A 16769-nucleotide genomic window follows, 5' to 3' on the forward strand; every position below is an offset into this window, starting at 1 on the left:
AAAAAAGTGTGTTTACATTCAGTTTACATTTGTATTGTATTCTAATTTTAGAAAGAAAAGTTTGGCTTAACACGAGGAGATGAACATGAATGGAAGTTAGAAATGAAATGAAGAAAAAAGGGAGTTGGAGGCAGTTTTTACGCCTTATTCAAGATACAAATCCTCCGAAAGGAATTCTTGCTTTTGCGTTATTAATGAGTTTGCTTTCTACGGGAGCGAGTTTATTTATCCCGATGTTAACAAAAGGGTTAGTAGATAATTTTTCACTTTCGTCAATTAGTACCGGACAAATTGTTGGGTTAGTTGCCTTCTTTGTAATGCAAACCATTGCTGCAGGATTGTCTATTTATTTACTGAATTATATTGGACAGAAGATTGTAGCTGGACTGAGAGAACGTTTATGGAAAAAGGTGCTTATTCTACCTGTACCTTATTACGATCAAAATAGAACAGGCGATACAATTAGTCGTATGACAAATGATACAGGTGTTGTGAAAACGTTAATTTCTGAGCATTTGTCAAATTTATTAACAGGCGGTATTTCGATTGTTGGATCATTAATCGTATTATTTGTTTTAGACTGGAAAATGACAGCTTTACTCTTAACGGTTATTCCATTATCTGTACTAATTTTAGTTCCACTTGGACGGAAAATGTATAAGATTTCAAAAGCGCTTCAAGATGAAACAGCATCTTTTACAAGTGTGTTAACACAAGTATTATCAGAAATTCGCTTAGTGAAATCTTCAAATACAGAAAAAAAGGAATATGAAACAGGAAATAAAGGGATACAAAAGTTATTACAATTTGGTTTGAAAGAAGGAAAAGTGCAAGCGTTAATTTCACCAGTTATGTCCTTTGTTTTAATGGCACTTCTTGTTATTATCGTCGGATATGGTGGAATGCGAGTTTCTAGTGGTGCATTAACAACAGGTGAACTTGTAGCGTTTATTTTATATTTAGTTCAAATTATTATGCCCATGAGCCAGTTATCTATGTTCTTTACACAATTCCAAAAGGCAATTGGTGCAACAGAAAGAATTAATACGATTTTAGAATATGAAGTAGAAGACCATGAAACTGGTGTGAAAGTTACAAATGCGAAGCAGCCGATAGTTCTTGAAAATGTACATTTTGAGTATAACGAAGATGAGAAAGTATTGAAAAATATTGATTTCACAATTGAATCTGGAAAAGTAACAGCGATTGTAGGGCCAAGTGGTAGTGGGAAAACGACGTTATTCTCATTGTTAGAACGTTTTTATGAGCCAAATAGTGGTGCTATTAAATTAGGAAAAGAATCAATTTCGAGCTATTCATTACAGTCATGGCGACGTCAAATCGGTTACGTATCACAAGATAGCCCGTTAATCGATGGGACGATTCGTGATAATATTTGTTACGGTGTTGAGGGAGAAGTAACGGATGAAGAAATCGAAAGAGTAGCGGCGATGGCATATGTTGATGCATTTATTCATGATTTACCAAGTGGATATGCAACAGAAGTTGGAGAACGTGGTGTGAAATTATCTGGAGGGCAAAGACAGCGAATTGCGATTGCTCGAGCGTTACTTCGAAATCCGCAAATTCTTATGTTAGATGAAGCAACTTCAAGTCTAGATAGTAAATCAGAGTCTGTCGTTCAAAAGGCATTAAACAACTTAATGAAAGGCAGAACAACGTTAGTTATTGCACATAGACTTTCTACTGTTGTAGATGCAGATAAAATTATCTTTATTGAAAAAGGGAATCTTACAGGAAGTGGCTCACATGATGAGTTATTACGGACACATGACATGTACCGTGAATTTGCAATGCAACAATTGAAAATTAAAGAAGGCGCGCTATAAAATGAATAATCAGTGGGGATTGTACTCCACTGATTATTTATTTTAAAAAATTATTTAAAGGATGCTAAATAGAAAGGAAGTGGTTCCTTTGATACCTAAAATTTTAATAGTAGACGACGATCCGCACATTAGAGAACTTGTTTCTGTATTTTTGGAACGAGAAGGTTTTCAAACATATGAGGCAATGGATGGTCTAGATGCACTTCAGAAAATGGATGAAGTGAAAGTTGATATGGTTATTCTTGATATTATGATGCCGAATATGGATGGATTTGATGTATGTTTTGAATTAAGAAAATACTATGATATTCCGATTTTGATGCTAACTGCCAAAGGGGAAACATCTCAAAAAGTAAAAGGTTTTCACCTAGGAACAGATGATTATCTTGTAAAACCATTTGATCCTATAGAACTAGTAGTGAGAGTAAAAGCGTTACTGAAACGTTATCAAATTACAGTATCGCAATCGATTCAAGTTGGAAATGTATTATTAAATCGTAAAACATTTGAAGTTATCTTTGGAGAACAAACGGTTACGTTACCGCTAAAAGAATTCGAGTTGCTCTTTACATTAGGCTCTAAGGCGGGAAGGACATGTTCGAGAGAGCAACTAATTGAAGATGTATGGGGATATGATTTTGAAGGGAATGAACGTACACTGGACGTTCATATTAATCGGTTACGTGAGAAGTTTCAAGAAGAAAAGTCGAAATTTAGTATTAAAACGATAAGAGGTTTAGGGTATCGCTTAGAGGTAAGTAAATGAGAAAAAGAGAACGAATGAGTAAGTTGAAGATGCTGAAAGTAATTGGAGCGGTAATAGCACTTTTTTCTTTTCTCACTATAATTTGGTCTGTAGCATTTTATGTATCATCTAGTATATTGGAAGCTCTTGAAATAAACGTATCACCTTTTATTGCTTTTCTAATTAGTGATATGGTCGGCTTTGTATTCATTGTTCTTATTTGGACATTGATCGGAATATTAATGAGACCAAAACGAGAGGCAATGATTTGGACTATTATTGAACCGATACAAAAAATTGCAAAAGGAGACTTCTCCGTAAAAATACGAAATGAAGAAAAGTATGATGGAGAAATTGGTGTACTCGTAAAAAGTATAAACGATATGACAGATGAATTGAATGCGATGGAGAAAATGCGCCAGGAATTTGTATCGAATGTTTCTCACGAAATACAGTCCCCCTTAACTTCTATAAAAGGTTTTGCTAGAGCGCTACAAGATAATAATCTTTCTGAGGAAAAAAGAAAGCATTACCTTACTATTATTGAAACTGAAACGACGAGATTATCTAAACTGAGCCAAAATTTACTGAAGCTCACCCTTTTAGAGTCGGAAGAGTATACACCAGAAAAAGTGAACTATCGATTAGATCAACAATTAAAGCAAATTGTGCTAAATAGTGAACCGCTTTGGGATGAAAAAGAAATTGAATTAGACCTTGATTTAGAAAAAGTGCATATAATTGCCGATCAAGAAAGTATGAGTCAAGTGTGGATAAATTTAATTCATAATAGTATTAAATTTACTCCAAGTGGTGGTACGATTACAATTCAGTTAAAAGAACATGAGGAATTCGTTGAGGTATGTATTCATGATACGGGAATTGGTATATCAGAAGAGCAGAAGCAGCATGTTTTTGAACGTTTTTATAAAGCGGATTCTTCACGAAATCGTACTTATGGAGGAAGTGGCTTAGGTTTGGCCATCGTAAAAAAAGTACTCGACCTTCATCAAGGAGAAATAAAAGTCGAGAGTGAGGAAGGGAATGGTGCAGAATTTATTGTGCGTATTCCGAATTATGAAGAAAAATAGTGTTAGAAGGTTTCCCTCCTAACACTATTTTTCTTTAAAAATGCATTTACCATTACTGCAATTATATTGATAAGCTTTTCCTTCGCTATTCATACGATATGAGTAATCTGATCCTTTATCTTTCTTAAAGTCAACGTATGCTTCTGCACCATTTCTATCACTATCTATATCAATAAAATGAACGTGTCGTATAGAATAATCCTTCTTTTCACTTAAACCTCTTTCTTGCAAATTTTTATGAATACCTTCTACTAATTGATCGAATAGTGACCAATTTAAATTAAGATCCTCAAATGATTCAGTATGTCTCCCTAAGATACCGTTATCTTGTATTATTTTTTTATTATCATCGTATTTATAAAAGTATGTAAAATATGGTTCATTTTTAAAGACTACCTTTGTATAGTAGCCTGTATTGTAGATTGGTGTATGCTCTCCAGATATACTTTGTATATCTTCTTCCGTATAATTTTTTATGTTTTTGAGGTAATCGGCTGTATCTTTTTCTATAACCTTGTAATGTAAAGGATTACCAAATGAAAGATACAACCCAAAAAATATTATGCATAGTCCGATTGCCAAAAGTGACAAGAACCATTTTTTTCTTTTCATACTTATACACTCTCCTATGAGGGGGTTTCCTTTATTTTACATTAATTATGATAAAGACGTACCATTAATTAATAATAATTTTCTATAGTTACTTATAAGTAACCTACGCACATGAAAGTGCATCATTGCCTTTTTACTTAAACATGGATACACTTTTAATATAATACATAACAGAGATGATTAAGGAGTGTTATACTTGGCAGAATTATTACAAGGTAAAAATGCTTTAATTACAGGAGCAGGTAGAGGGATTGGTCGTGCTGTAGCGATCGCATTAGCGAAAGAAGGCGTAAATGTAGGTCTATTAGCTCGTTCAGAAGAAAATTTAAAAGCAGTTGCGAAAGAAGTGGAAGCAGAAGGTGTAAAAGCTGTTATTGCGACTGCTGATGTATCTTCATATGAAGAGGTAACTACTGCAATTGAAACATTAAAAAACGGCTTAGGATCTATCGATATTTTAATTAATAACGCTGGTATTTCTAAGTTCGGTAAGTTTTTAGAACTAGAGGTTGCTGATTGGGAAAAAATCATTCAAGTAAACTTAATGGGTGTATACTACGCAACTCGCGCCGCTTTACCAAGTATGATTGAACAACAATCTGGTGATATCATTAACATTTCATCTACAGCAGGACAAAAAGGTGCACCAGTAACAAGTGCATATAGTGCTTCTAAATTTGGTGTTCTTGGATTAACAGAATCGTTAGCAATGGAAGTTCGTAAACATAACATTCGTGTAACAGCGTTAACTCCAAGTACAGTAGCAACTGATATGGCTGTAGATTTAGGGTTAACTGATGGAAACCCTGATAAAGTAATGCAAGCAGAAGATATTGCAGAATTTATCGTAGCGCAGCTGAAATTAAATAAACGTACATTTATTAAATCAGCAGGACTTTGGTCTACTAATCCGTAAGGGCTAAATTTATAAAAAAGAGGGACATCTATTCTGTAATGGAGTGGATGTCCCTTTTTTATTTTTTGTTTGAAACATAACTTTCGGTATAATTAAATGTACATGGTAGAAAAGCATTAAAAAGGGATAGGCCGTTTCTATGAATTAATAGCTATTGATTCACGTGCGTAAGTGCTACAGCGCTTCAAACTGTCGGAAGTAAAGGATACGATGGATTTGTAACGGCAGTCGTAAAAGAATGATGTAAGGAGATAAATAGAATGAAAAAGATGTTTGAAAAATTATAACGTGTATCGTGTACAATACAGTTAACTCGTGGGCCTCCGACATACATAACACTATATTTTATATTAAAAAATTGGAGGATATAAGTAGATGAGAACTGAAAAAGAAATGCTAGACTTAATTATAAATACAGCAAAAGAGGATGAAAGAATTCGAGCTGTCATCATGAATGGATCACGTGTGAATCCGAATGTGAAAAAAGATTGTTTTCAAGACTATGATATTATTTATGTTGTAAAAGAAGTACAACCTTTTACATCTAATCATAATTGGATTCATAGATTTGGAGAAATAATGATTGTTCAAATGCCGGAAGAAATGTCATTACTTCCAGCAGAAGAAGACGGGAAATTTCCGTATTTAATGCAGTTCACGGATGGGAATCGGATTGATTTAACGTTAGTTCCAGTTGATTTAATAACTAAGTTCGTTGGACAAGATAGTTTAAGTAAACTACTTCTTGATAAAGATAATTGTATGGGAAAATTCCCACCAGCAAGCGATAAAGATTACTTAATAAAAAAGCCTATAGAAAAAGAATTTTCGGATTGCTGTAATGAATTTTGGTGGTGCAGTACAAATGTGGCAAAGGGGCTATGGAGAGAAGAGCTTTCTTACGTGAAAGGAATGCTTGAAGGCCCAATGCGAGATATGTTAATCGTAATGCTAGAATGGCATATTGGTATGAAAACAAATTTTACAGTTAATACCGGGAAGTTTGGAAAGCATTTTGAGCAATATGTTGAAAAAAATAGGTGGGAGCAATTTAAAAGGACCTTTTCAAATGCAGAATATGAAAATATATGGGAGTCATTCTTTGTAATGGGTGATTTATTTAGGGAAGTTGCGAACGAAATTGCTAACACATATGGATATCAATATCCGCAAGATGATGATGACAAAGTGACGAGCTATTTAAAGCATGTAAGAAAATTACCGAAAGATAGTAAAGTGATTTATTAAGTATATAAAGCAGTAAGACTGTCCTAATTACGGACAGTCTTATTTTTGTTCATGAATAAGAATTTCTCTAACAAAGTGCAGCTGAATCACATATGAAATTTTAGGGAGGTTTTTATCATGTATTATTTTTATTCACCAGATATGTTCGTTCCATTTCAATGGGGATTAGAGCGAAATGTTTCGTATGCTTATATGCCATATAACTCATTTTATTATGGAGACTATATAAGCTCATTGCCATACGCTTTACATGTTCCTCAAAATTATGAAGCCCAAATGAAAGAAGAGGATCGAGGGTCATGGACACCATTTTCATGGGTCGAAAAATATGCGTATGCATTTTCAGGACCATACAATAAAGCGGAAGTAGCTCTGACATTTGATGATGGACCAGATTTAGTATTTACGCCAAAAATTTTAGATAAATTAAAACACCATAATGTGAAAGCAACTTTTTTCTTGCTTGGTGAAAATGCAGAAAAGTTTCCGAATGTAGTACAGCGTATTGCGAATGAAGGGCATGTAATTGGTAATCATACGTATAGTCATCCGAATTTAGCGAAAGTAAATGAGACCGAGTACCGGAATCAAATAATAAAAACAGAAGAAATATTAAAGCGTTTAGCTGGCTATGCTCCTAAATTTATACGTCCGCCGTATGGTGAAATACTTGAAAATCAATTGAATTGGGCGACTGAGCAAAATTTTATGATTGTACAGTGGAGTGTTGATACAGTTGATTGGAAAGGTGTAAGTGCTGATACGATTACAAATAATGTGTTAGGGAATTCATTTCCTGGTAGTGTCATACTGCAGCATTCAACTCCAGGAGGGCATTTGCAAGGGTCTGTAGATGCACTAGACAAAATCATTCCGCAGTTAAAAACGAAAGGAGCACGTTTTGTAACACTTCCAAGTATGTTCCAGACATCTAAAGAGAGAAAATAAAAATGTTAATAATTGGGGTGTTTAAAGTTGTATAGTATAATGAAAGTGTAAATTAGGAGGTGGATATAATTGATAGATGTACTAGTAAACATAGGAATGAGCATATTGATTGGTGTTATATTTATACTTGCTGCACTTATTCTTCAAAAAAATCCACCAACGGATATTAACGCAGCATATGGTTACCGTACGAAACGATCTATGAAAAATAAAGAATTATGGGATGCGGGTAACAGGTATAGTGCAGAAGTGATGAAACAGAACGGATTCATTATGATGTTAATTGGAAGTGTTATTAGTATACTGTTTAGATATCCACATACAATGATAGCGATTATGATTGTTATGCTATTGTTAATCATTCGCTTATTTATACGAGTAGAGAAAAGATTGAAGAGACTTGAACAATAATAAAAAACAAAACATGACTCCCGCGTAATATAAGCTAGGAGTCATATTTTATCCCGCTATTTGCGGGCAGTAAGACACCCACCTTAAAATTCGGCTGGAGCAAAGAAGTTAGGTGGGAGATTAACTGCCCGTAAACGCCCGATTGGTGAAGGCTAATAATCAGTGGGGGGATGAACAACCTCCACTGATTAAAGTTTCACTTTAATTACAAACTATTATTTTTTAGCAATTCTTTTCCTTGTTCTACAACAAATTCATAGTATTCAAGGTCATACGGATAAATATCTTCAAATGTTATCGTTATCGGATTACTGTTTAAAACAGAAATAACCGTTAAAGATGAAATATCTCTTTTTAATAGTTGTAGAAAAGATGTTGCATGTACTTTCATCACATCGTCTACTTCTTCACCTGGTGCAAATGAAAGTGGTTTTAGTACATTGTGAAAATACATATGACAAAACTCACGATCAGTAAGATTTGAAAGTTCATAATCTATTTTAAAGATACCTTTGTATGCTAAATCAGTAGTTTGAAAGGAAAGCCCCAATTCTTCTTCGATCTCACGTAGGCCACCAATTTGTACATCTTCATCATGCATAATATGTCCAGCTGAAGTAATATCCCATATACCCGGAGCTTCTTTTTTATTTTTAGAGCGTAATTGGAAATATAAAAACATATCTTCAGCATCTTTTTCTACAAACCAACAATGAAATGTTTCGTGCCAATCACCGTCACGATGCACTTCATCACGTAATTTTTTTCCGAGTGTATTTCCTTCAGTATCAAATATCGTTAACCACTCTGTCATTTTAATTCCCCTTTCTGCAAATTTTATTATACAATATTCGTATTGAATTTTGGGAAAATAAAGAAAAAGGAGTGGGTATAAGTGGGGATAGAAAGTAAGGAAATAAAATCGATTATTTCAACAGAGGAAGAATTACGACAAATATTGGGGCAACCAAGTGAGCGGGCTTTGAAAAAAGTTATTTCATCACTTGATCATCATTGTGTAGATTTTCTGTCTAAATCTCCTTTTTTAGTGTTATCTACTGCAAATAAATTAGGAGAGTGTGATGCCTCGCCGAGAGGGGATGCACCTGGATTTGTATATATATTAAATAATAATAAAATTATTATTCCAGAAAGACCGGGTAATCGTCGTATAGACTCTATTTTAAATATTATTTCGAATCCGCACGTAGGATTAATCTTTTTTATTCCTGGTCTTGGGGAAACACTCCGAATAAACGGTAAAGCATATATTACAAACGATGAAGAAATTTTGAAAGATATGCAGGCGAATGGACGTAATCCGTTACTTGGAATCGTTGTTGAAATAGAAGAATGCTATATTCATTGCGCAAAAGCTTTTATTCGTTCTAAGATGTGGGATACAGAATCTTGGTTAAATAAAAAAGAGTTACCTTCAGCAGCAAAAATGTTAATGGAACATGCGAAAGTGAATGCTTCAGAAGAAGAAGTTGCACGTTCTTTAGAAGAAAGTTATACGAAAAGATTATATTGAAAATTCTTTATTAATATAGTTTTAGAGGGTTGAGATCTACTCGTTTTAGAATGGGATATTTATATATGAACCATAGATTTATAAGTTGAAAAATTACAAAATAGGTAAATGGAGTGGCTATTGTAAAATGTTATTGTGAAATATAATGAAAAATTATCTTGAAAATAGTTAGTGAAAATAGGCTTGCTTTTTGAAATTTTCATAACTATAATAAATTAACAAATAGACATGAACGAAAAAGTAACGATAAGGACATGAAATCATTTTTACGGTTTACAGAGAAGGAAGCCAAGGCTGTGAGCTTCCTAACACGAAAAGTGATTTTACCACCTTTGAACTTCAATAGTGAACGAGTAATCTAGTAATTATTGACGGTATCAGCCGTTATCTGAACTTGAGCAATCTAGAAGGGAATAAGTCTAGGTTGGAACAAGGGTGGAACCACGAAAACACATTCGTCCCTTTCCTAGGGATGAGTGTGTTTTTTTATAGGTTTTAAGATTGAAAATTTAAAATAATTAAAAAATAGTATTGATTTTGTTTTTTATACGAGTATAATGAGTTAACAAATGAACATGAGCGAAAAAGTAACGATAAGGACATGAAATCATTTTTACGGTTTACAGAGAGGGAAGCCAAGGGTGTGAGCTTCCTAACACGAGAAATGGTTTTACCACCTTTGAACTTCAATAGTGAACGAGTAATCTAGTAATTATTGACGGTATCAGCCGTTATCTGAACTTGAGCAATCTAGAAGAAAATAAGTCTAGGTTGGAACAAGGGTGGAACCACGAAAACACATTCGTCCCTTTCCTAGGGATGAGTGTGTTTTTTTATTACTTTGAAAGGAGGTGCTGTAACATGAAACGATTAGTACGTACGGAAATAACCACCACCTGCATGGGAAAATGGCAGAGCAAGGTGATTGATAAAAGCGAAAAATAAAATTTTAGGAGGAGATTAGAAGATGAATAATGTAATTAATGTTGGGGTAATCGGTTTAGGTACGGTCGGAAGTGGTGTTGTCCATATTTTGAAAGAACATTATAAAAAAATCGCTCTTGATACAGGATATGAAGTAAAGGTAAAGACAGTCGTTGTACGTGATTTAGAAAAAGAACGTGATGTTTGCATTGATGGAATCGTAGTAACAAGTAATGTCGATGAAGTTCTAAATGATTCAAATATTGATATTGTAGTAGAGGTAATGGGCGGAATTGAAGAAGCAAAACAGCATATTGTTAAGGCTTTACGAAATAAGAAGCATGTCGTAACAGCAAATAAAGATTTAATGGCTGTATACGGTGCAGAGCTTCTCCAACTGGCAAACGAAAATGATTGTGATCTATGTTATGAAGCAAGTGTAGCGGGTGGTATTCCGGTGTTAAGAGGATTAACAGACGGATTAGCTTCAGATCAAATTGAAAAAATAATGGGAATTGTAAATGGAACAACAAATTACATGTTAACAAAGATGAGTCAAAAGGGATGGTCGTATGAAGAGGCTTTACAGGAAGCACAAAAATTAGGATTCGCAGAATCAGATCCGACAGCAGATGTAGATGGACTAGATGCGGCGAGAAAAGTAGCAATCCTTGCGAACTTAGGGTTTTCGATGAATGTTTCTTTAGATGATGTGCAAGTAAGAGGGATTCGAAAGATCGAAAAAGAAGATTTACAAATGGCTGAAAAGTTAGGATTTACTATGAAATTAATTGGTAAGGCGGAGAAACACGGATCAGCCATTCATTTAAGTGTGGAACCGACTTTATTACCAAGTCATCATCCGTTATCGAATGTAAATAATGAGTTCAATGCGGTGTATGTTCACGGCCAAGCAGTAGGAGAAGTGATGTTTTACGGACCTGGAGCTGGGAAGTTACCGACTGGCTCTGCTGTAGTAAGTGATATTATTTCAATCGTTAAAAATATGAATCAAGTTCCGAAAAATAAAAGTGCGTTAAAAGAACCAGTGCCTTACGAATTACAAGGAGATGAAGAAGTTGTTTCGAAATATTTCTTACGTATTTCATTACGAGATGAGCCAGGGATGTTGCAAAAAGTAACAGAATGTTTCGTTAATTATTCTGTAAGTTTAAAAGAGGTTATCCAATTACCTTTAAATAGGGAACTTGCAGAAGTCGTTGTTGTGACACATCAAACTTCAAAGTATCAATTTGAACGAGTTTTAGGAGCGATAGAAGCTGTCGCAAGTGAAATAAACAGTTACTATATTATTGAGGAGGAAAAACAATATGTATAAAGGATTATTAAAACAATATGCTTCTTATTTACCAGTGAATGAAAACACACCTGACGTAAGCTTAATGGAAGGGAATACACCCCTTATTCCATTATTAAATATATCAAAACAATTAGGGATTCAGTTATACGGGAAGTATGAAGGAGCGAATCCGACAGGCTCGTTTAAAGATCGTGGTATGGTAATGGCAGTTGCTAAGGCGAAAGAAGAAGGTTCGGAGGCAATCATTTGTGCATCAACAGGTAATACGTCAGCATCAGCTGCAGCATATGCGGCCCGCCTCGGAATGAAATGTATTATCGTAATCCCGGAAGGAAAGATTGCGCATGGGAAATTAGCACAAGCGGTCGCTTATGGAGCGGAAATTATTTCAATAGAAGGGAACTTCGATGATGCACTTAAGGCTGTAAGAAATATTGCTGCAGAGGAGCCAATTACATTAGTTAATTCGGTAAATCCTTACCGAATTGAAGGGCAAAAAACAGCAGCATTTGAAATTTGTGACCAGTTGAAAAATGCACCAGATGTTTTAGCTATCCCTGTTGGGAATGCGGGTAATATTACAGCATACTGGAAAGGTTTCTGTGAATATGAGAAAGAAAAAGGCTATAAGAAGCCAAGAATTCACGGTTTTGAAGCGGAAGGAGCAGCAGCAATTGTAAAAGGACATGTCATTGAGGCACCTGAAACAATCGCAACAGCGATTCGCATCGGTAATCCGGCAAGTTGGTCGTATGCAGTAGAGGCTGCCGAACAGTCTAATGGTGAAATAGATATGGTGTCAGATGAAGAAATATTACATGCGTATAGATTGTTAGCAAAAACAGAAGGAGTTTTTGCAGAGCCAGGATCAAATGCTTCATTAGCGGGTGTAATTAAACATGTTCAATCTGGAAAAATCAAAAAGGGAGAAACTGTTGTTGCAGTTTTAACTGGAAACGGTTTGAAAGATCCTGATATCGCTATTTCTTCTAATAAATTAGACATTGCAAATGTTTCAAATAATATAGAACAAATTAAAGAGCATATAAAAGGGGTGATTATGTCGTGATACCATTAAGCGTTCGTGTTCCTGCTAGTACAGCGAATGTTGGACCTGGATTTGATTCAGTAGGAATAGCATTATCATTATATTTAGAGGTCATTGTAAAGGGGACAGCTGATAAATGGCAAGTCATCCATTCATTTGAAGATTCAATTCCAAAAGACGATAAAAATTTAATTGTTAGCACGGCATGTAAAGTATGTCCTTCTTTATCCCCCTATATAATAGAAGTTACTAGTAATATTCCGCTGACAAGAGGGCTAGGAAGTAGCGCGTCGGCAATTGTAGCAGGAATAGAGCTTGCGAATCAACTTGGAAATTTACATTTAACAACTGATCAAAAAGTTCAAATTGCTACAAATTTTGAAGGACATCCAGATAATGTTGCTGCTTCTATTTTAGGTGGAACTGTAATCGGAGCACTTGATGGAAAGAATGTTTCGGTCGTAAGGATTGAAAGTAAGGAATTAGGCGTAATTTCTCTTATTCCGAATGAAGAGCTAAATACGGATGAAAGTCGATCTGTATTACCAGAGATGTTTCCGTTTCATGAAGCGGTTAAGGCTAGTGCGATAAGTAACGTATTAGTAGCTGCGTTATGTCAAAAGAAGTGGGAAGTTGTAGGTGAAATGATGGAAAGAGATCATTTCCATGAGCCATATCGTTTAGAACTTGTACCGTTATTACCATCAATTCGTAAATGTGCAAAAGAATTCGGAGCATATGGCACAGCCCTTAGTGGTGCGGGACCATCCATTTTTATTTTAACTCCGTATGAGAAGCGTCAAGAAATTGCTGACCAATTAGCGAGAGTATTTGCAGCTATGAAAGTATGTGAGCTTGAAATTGATCATAAAGGGATTACTGTAAATAAGGAAGAACGTATTGAATTATAAAGAAAGCTAGCATTGCTAGCTTTCTTTAAGTTATGGGGAATCTATTTTAACTGGAATTTTTTTAGGAGTAATAATATTTTAGAAAGAGAATATAAAATGAATATTAATTTTGGAGGTGATTATATGAGTTCAAAAGAGTCACCAGAAGAAAAAAGAGAACGTATGAGACAAAGTGAATTGAAAAATAATCCTACCGGTTCTTTGAATGATGGACTCAATAGAGCAGAATCAGGTAGTCCAGTTGATATGGCAGGTGGTATGAATTGGAGAAGTACAGGGATAATCATCTTAGTGCTACTTTTAGGATACATTATATACACTTATTTTTTCAGTTAAGGAATGCTTATTAAAACTTTGATTTGTTTGGTCTCGTAATTAGTGAGAAAGAAAAAGCACGGTCACTGTATTACATATCTTTTAAGCAGGCTATAGGTGTTCATGTGAACTTATTTTTAATAATCCAAATAGAGCTAGCGATATGCTAGCTCTATTATTTTTTGCCACATTCCTGTAACAAAGCACCTGTATATTCAGTGGTGGAGGTGCAGAAGATGAAAAAAATGATAGCAATATGTCTTCTTACTACTATGTCATTTTCGACTTTAGTCGGGTGTGATGTAAAAGGTAATAATGCTTTACAAGAGTCTAAAATAAAGAAAGCCGCGTATAAAGATTTTACTTACGATGTAAATCCAGAGACTTTCACGTTAACTGTAGAACATGATGGTATAAAAGAACAGGCATCACAACCGTTACCGAAAATGAAGGTGTCGAATTTGAAAAAAGTCAAGGATCGTACATCGTGGGAATATCCAGATCAAAAAGTAAAAGTAAACTTAGAAAAGAAAAAAGATCACTTAAATATTGAAGTGGAATCGACTGGTGCAGAAAGTTTTACATGGCCGAAAGTACAAGCTGAAAATTATACACTTCCGTTATGGGAAGGTAAGAAAATTCCAAGTAATGATGAGAATTGGAAGAAGTTTTTGAAGGATGATGCATATTCATTTGCTGAATCATTTTCCATGAAGTTTTTCGCATTAAATGGGTCGAAATATTCGATTGTATATATTGCGAACAATATATTTAATAATGAATTGAAATTTCATTCGGACCCGAAAATAGGGTTTGATTTTATACATGAATTCCCGAGTATAAATAAAAATAAAACATATGGATTTCAGTTATATGTGACAAATAATGATGCAGTAAGTATCGCAAAACTATACAAGGACAATATTATTGAAAAAGGTGAATTTAAAACATTACAAGAAAAGGCTAGAAAAAACAAAGAAATTGAAAAACTTTACGGTGCAGGTCATTTTTATTTTTGGAATCAAAATGGTTTATCAGAAAGTAACGTAAATTGGCCAAAGCTAAGGGAGCAAATAAATAGCCCAATGTTTAGCCATATAAAAGAGCTTATTCAAAAGAATAGTTCAGAGCCTGGAGAACTGAATGTATTTGAACAAGTAAGTAAACAAGATTTCATTGATAAGTATCAAAAAAATGTTATTTTACGTTATGTAAACGAAGCATTATCAATGAAGGAATTATATAAAGAGGATATTTTCCCGAAAGTTGATCAGGAGGCTAGTGAGTTATTAAAAAAAGGTGTAGATAACTTATCGAAGATGGAGTTATATAACTTAAATAAGCATTTATTAAAGTCGATACTTGGTGATGCGGTTGAAGAAGTAAGTAAATGGGGTAACGCAGATGGAACAGATATTATAAAGGAAATGAAAGAAGCAGGTATAGACAAAGCGTGGATTGGTCTGCCGAACTGGGAACAAGGATTTATACAGCCTAATTTCGTAACAGAAGCTAAGAAAATGGGATATTTAGTTGGTCCGTATGATTCTTATCATTCCATCCACGAAAAAGGTGATAAAAATTGGAACACAGCTTCCTTTAATGATCCATCGTTATACGAAGAAGCAACTGTAGCGAAGAAAAATGGAGAGAAAGTGCAAGGGTTTTTAGGGAGAGGCCGAAAGTTAAATCCGACATTATCACTTCCTAGTGTAAAAGAACGAATGAACGATATATTACAAAATGGCCCTAAATATAATTCATGGTTTATTGACTGTGATGCGACGGGTGAAATTTATGATGATTATTCAACAAAACATTTAACGACACAAGAACAAGATTTAAAAGCACGATTAAAACGAATGGATTATATTGCGCAAGAAAAAGGGATGGTAGTAGGTTCTGAAGGTGGAAATGATTTTGCAAGTAGTACAATTGCATTTGCACACGGAATTGAAACGCCTGTAATTAAATGGGACGATGAAGATATGAGGAAAAATAAAACAAGTCCGTATTATGTCGGTGGGTATTGGTCACCAAATCAAAATGTTCCAGAAAAATATGCAAAACAAGTACCGTTGAAAGAAGAATATAAGCAAGTATATTTAAATCCAGTATATTCGGTGCCATTATATAAACTAGTATACAATGATTCGGTTATTACAACGCACCACTGGGAATGGGGAAGTTTGAAGGTAAAGGACGAGGTTGGAAATCGTATGTTATATGAATTATTGTATAATGTTCCACCTTTATACCATTTAGATGAGGTAGAGTGGAATAAGCATAAAAAAGAAATTACAGAGCATCTGAAAGTTTGGAATGATGTTCATGAAAAGGCAGTAAAAGAAGAAATGACGGCCTTTGCATATCTGTCAGAAGATAAGCTAGTACAATCTGCTTCATATGGAAAAGATATTAAAATCATTGTGAATTTCTCTAATGATGATGTGGAAATAGAAAAAACGAAAATAAAAGCAAAGTCAGCTTTAATTTATAATCATGGGAAGCAAATCATATACACACCAAATGAGAAATAATAAAGTGAAACTTTAATCAGTGGGGGATTTATCCCTCACTGATTATTAGCCATCACCAATCAAGATTTCACGGCAAAACTTGACTCTTTATTCCTGCTAAATTGCGAGGTGAAAATCTTACTACCCTCAAATAACAGAATGATAAATCTGTAAATTCGAATATTTTGAAGTTTTGAATTTTTGAAGTTGATAAATAGTGACTTGCTAAAAATAAGCACAAGAGTATAATGTGAAATGGAATACATATTGAATTTATGAAGTAACCTTACAAAAATGTAAGGTGATTGAAAGGAAATTCAATATGAAGATTACTAGACATACATTATACTAGGAAAAGAGAAAGAGAGGAGAATGA

At 34.4% G+C, this 16769-nt stretch carries 15 protein-coding genes, 1 pseudogene and 2 other annotated features; of the genes and pseudogenes, 14 read left to right on the forward strand and 2 right to left on the reverse strand.

Annotated features, from left to right (window positions below):
* Positions 1 to 89: 89 nt before the first annotated feature.
* The 3 genes from QUF93_RS11595 to hitS all read left to right on the forward strand — a co-directional run bounded on the left by QUF93_RS11595 (position 90) and on the right by hitS (position 3686).
* The gene (locus QUF93_RS11595) at positions 90 to 1850 is read left to right on the forward strand and encodes an ABC transporter ATP-binding protein (protein ID WP_289358865.1); all 1761 of its coding nucleotides are present in this window, start codon (positions 90 to 92) and stop codon (positions 1848 to 1850) included.
* Between the two features lie 88 nt (positions 1851 to 1938).
* The gene (gene hitR, locus QUF93_RS11600) at positions 1939 to 2616 is read left to right on the forward strand and encodes an envelope stress response regulator transcription factor HitR (protein ID WP_002118402.1); all 678 of its coding nucleotides are present in this window, start codon (positions 1939 to 1941) and stop codon (positions 2614 to 2616) included.
* Positions 2613 to 3686 (forward strand): envelope stress sensor histidine kinase HitS, encoded by a 1074-nt coding sequence (gene hitS / locus QUF93_RS11605; protein WP_289358866.1) that lies wholly within the window; start codon positions 2613 to 2615, stop codon positions 3684 to 3686. The genes hitR and hitS overlap by 4 nt, the downstream gene beginning before the upstream one ends.
* Before the next feature lie 24 nt (positions 3687 to 3710).
* On the opposite strand, the gene QUF93_RS11610 is transcribed toward hitS, so the two are convergent.
* Entirely contained in the window at positions 3711 to 4298 is a 588-nt protein-coding gene (locus QUF93_RS11610; protein WP_289358867.1) for a DUF3139 domain-containing protein, read from the reverse strand.
* Positions 4299 to 4494: 196 nt separating this feature from the next.
* Here QUF93_RS11610 and QUF93_RS11615 point away from each other — a divergent pair, with 196 nt between their 5' ends.
* The 5 genes and pseudogenes from QUF93_RS11615 (at position 4495) to QUF93_RS11635 (ending at position 7821) form a co-directional block, all read left to right on the forward strand.
* Entirely contained in the window at positions 4495 to 5214 is a 720-nt protein-coding gene (locus QUF93_RS11615; protein WP_002012353.1) for a 3-ketoacyl-ACP reductase, read from the forward strand.
* 120 nt (positions 5215 to 5334) lie between these two features.
* A pseudogene (locus QUF93_RS11620) lies at positions 5335 to 5456 on the forward strand (O-methyltransferase); the annotation flags it as partial.
* Positions 5457 to 5589: 133 nt separating this feature from the next.
* On the forward strand, positions 5590 to 6462 hold the full coding sequence (locus tag QUF93_RS11625) for an aminoglycoside 6-adenylyltransferase (protein WP_289358868.1): 873 nt from the start codon (positions 5590 to 5592) through the stop codon (positions 6460 to 6462).
* A 117-nt stretch (positions 6463 to 6579) separates the two neighbouring features.
* Positions 6580 to 7410: a peptidoglycan-N-acetylglucosamine deacetylase gene (locus QUF93_RS11630; RefSeq protein WP_289358869.1), complete on the forward strand. Its 831-nt coding sequence runs from the start codon at positions 6580 to 6582 to the stop codon at positions 7408 to 7410.
* A gap of 72 nt (positions 7411 to 7482) precedes the next feature.
* On the forward strand, positions 7483 to 7821 hold the full coding sequence (locus tag QUF93_RS11635; protein ID WP_289360974.1) for an SdpI family protein: 339 nt from the start codon (positions 7483 to 7485) through the stop codon (positions 7819 to 7821).
* 205 nt (positions 7822 to 8026) lie between these two features.
* On the opposite strand, the gene QUF93_RS11640 is transcribed toward QUF93_RS11635, so the two are convergent.
* On the reverse strand, positions 8027 to 8635 hold the full coding sequence (locus QUF93_RS11640) for an NUDIX hydrolase (RefSeq protein WP_289358870.1): 609 nt from the start codon (positions 8633 to 8635) through the stop codon (positions 8027 to 8029).
* Between the two features lie 81 nt (positions 8636 to 8716).
* Between QUF93_RS11640 and QUF93_RS11645 the strand changes: the two genes are divergently transcribed.
* From QUF93_RS11645 to QUF93_RS11670, 6 genes are all read left to right on the forward strand, one after another.
* Positions 8717 to 9355, forward strand: coding sequence for a pyridoxamine 5'-phosphate oxidase family protein (locus QUF93_RS11645; protein WP_289358871.1), 639 nt, complete (start codon positions 8717 to 8719; stop codon positions 9353 to 9355).
* Between the two features lie 234 nt (positions 9356 to 9589).
* Positions 9590 to 9821, forward strand: a binding site (T-box leader).
* Between the two features lie 115 nt (positions 9822 to 9936).
* Positions 9937 to 10168: a binding site (T-box leader), on the forward strand.
* 154 nt (positions 10169 to 10322) lie between these two features.
* Positions 10323 to 11618, forward strand: a complete 1296-nt coding sequence (locus QUF93_RS11650; RefSeq protein WP_289358872.1) for a homoserine dehydrogenase — start codon at positions 10323 to 10325, stop codon at positions 11616 to 11618.
* Positions 11611 to 12669 (forward strand): threonine synthase, encoded by a 1059-nt coding sequence (thrC, locus tag QUF93_RS11655; RefSeq protein WP_289358873.1) that lies wholly within the window; start codon positions 11611 to 11613, stop codon positions 12667 to 12669. Before QUF93_RS11650 ends, thrC begins: the two co-directional genes overlap by 8 nt.
* Complete coding sequence (thrB, locus tag QUF93_RS11660) at positions 12666 to 13559, forward strand: homoserine kinase (RefSeq protein ID WP_289358874.1); 894 nt, start codon at positions 12666 to 12668, stop codon at positions 13557 to 13559. The genes thrC and thrB overlap by 4 nt, the downstream gene beginning before the upstream one ends.
* A gap of 123 nt (positions 13560 to 13682) precedes the next feature.
* Entirely contained in the window at positions 13683 to 13895 is a 213-nt protein-coding gene (locus QUF93_RS11665) for a DUF6366 family protein (protein ID WP_289358875.1), read from the forward strand.
* Between the two features lie 215 nt (positions 13896 to 14110).
* Entirely contained in the window at positions 14111 to 16414 is a 2304-nt protein-coding gene (locus QUF93_RS11670) for a glycoside hydrolase (protein ID WP_289358876.1), read from the forward strand.
* Positions 16415 to 16769: the final 355 nt, after the last annotated feature.

Origin of the sequence: Bacillus hominis, from assembly GCF_030348325.1 — a bacterium.
In the GTDB taxonomy this organism is placed as follows: Bacteria; Bacillota; Bacilli; order Bacillales; family Bacillaceae_G; genus Bacillus_A; species Bacillus_A hominis.

Excerpts from the sequence above, each read along its gene's own strand:
- QUF93_RS11625 (WP_289358868.1), top strand. The coding sequence starts at position 5,590 with ATGAGAACTGAAAAAGAAATGCTAGACTTAATTATAAATACAGCAAAA.
- hitS (WP_289358866.1), top strand. The coding sequence starts at position 2,613 with ATGAGAAAAAGAGAACGAATGAGTAAGTTGAAGATGCTGAAAGTAATT.
- QUF93_RS11665 (WP_289358875.1), top strand. The coding sequence starts at position 13,683 with ATGAGTTCAAAAGAGTCACCAGAAGAAAAAAGAGAACGTATGAGACAA.
- QUF93_RS11595 (WP_289358865.1), top strand. The coding sequence starts at position 90 with ATGGAAGTTAGAAATGAAATGAAGAAAAAAGGGAGTTGGAGGCAGTTT.
- QUF93_RS11630 (WP_289358869.1), top strand. The coding sequence starts at position 6,580 with ATGTATTATTTTTATTCACCAGATATGTTCGTTCCATTTCAATGGGGA.
- QUF93_RS11640 (WP_289358870.1), bottom strand. The coding sequence starts at position 8,635 with ATGACAGAGTGGTTAACGATATTTGATACTGAAGGAAATACACTCGGA.
- QUF93_RS11670 (WP_289358876.1), top strand. The coding sequence starts at position 14,111 with ATGAAAAAAATGATAGCAATATGTCTTCTTACTACTATGTCATTTTCG.
- QUF93_RS11610 (WP_289358867.1), bottom strand. The coding sequence starts at position 4,298 with ATGAAAAGAAAAAAATGGTTCTTGTCACTTTTGGCAATCGGACTATGC.
- QUF93_RS11650 (WP_289358872.1), top strand. The coding sequence starts at position 10,323 with ATGAATAATGTAATTAATGTTGGGGTAATCGGTTTAGGTACGGTCGGA.
- thrC (WP_289358873.1), top strand. The coding sequence starts at position 11,611 with ATGTATAAAGGATTATTAAAACAATATGCTTCTTATTTACCAGTGAAT.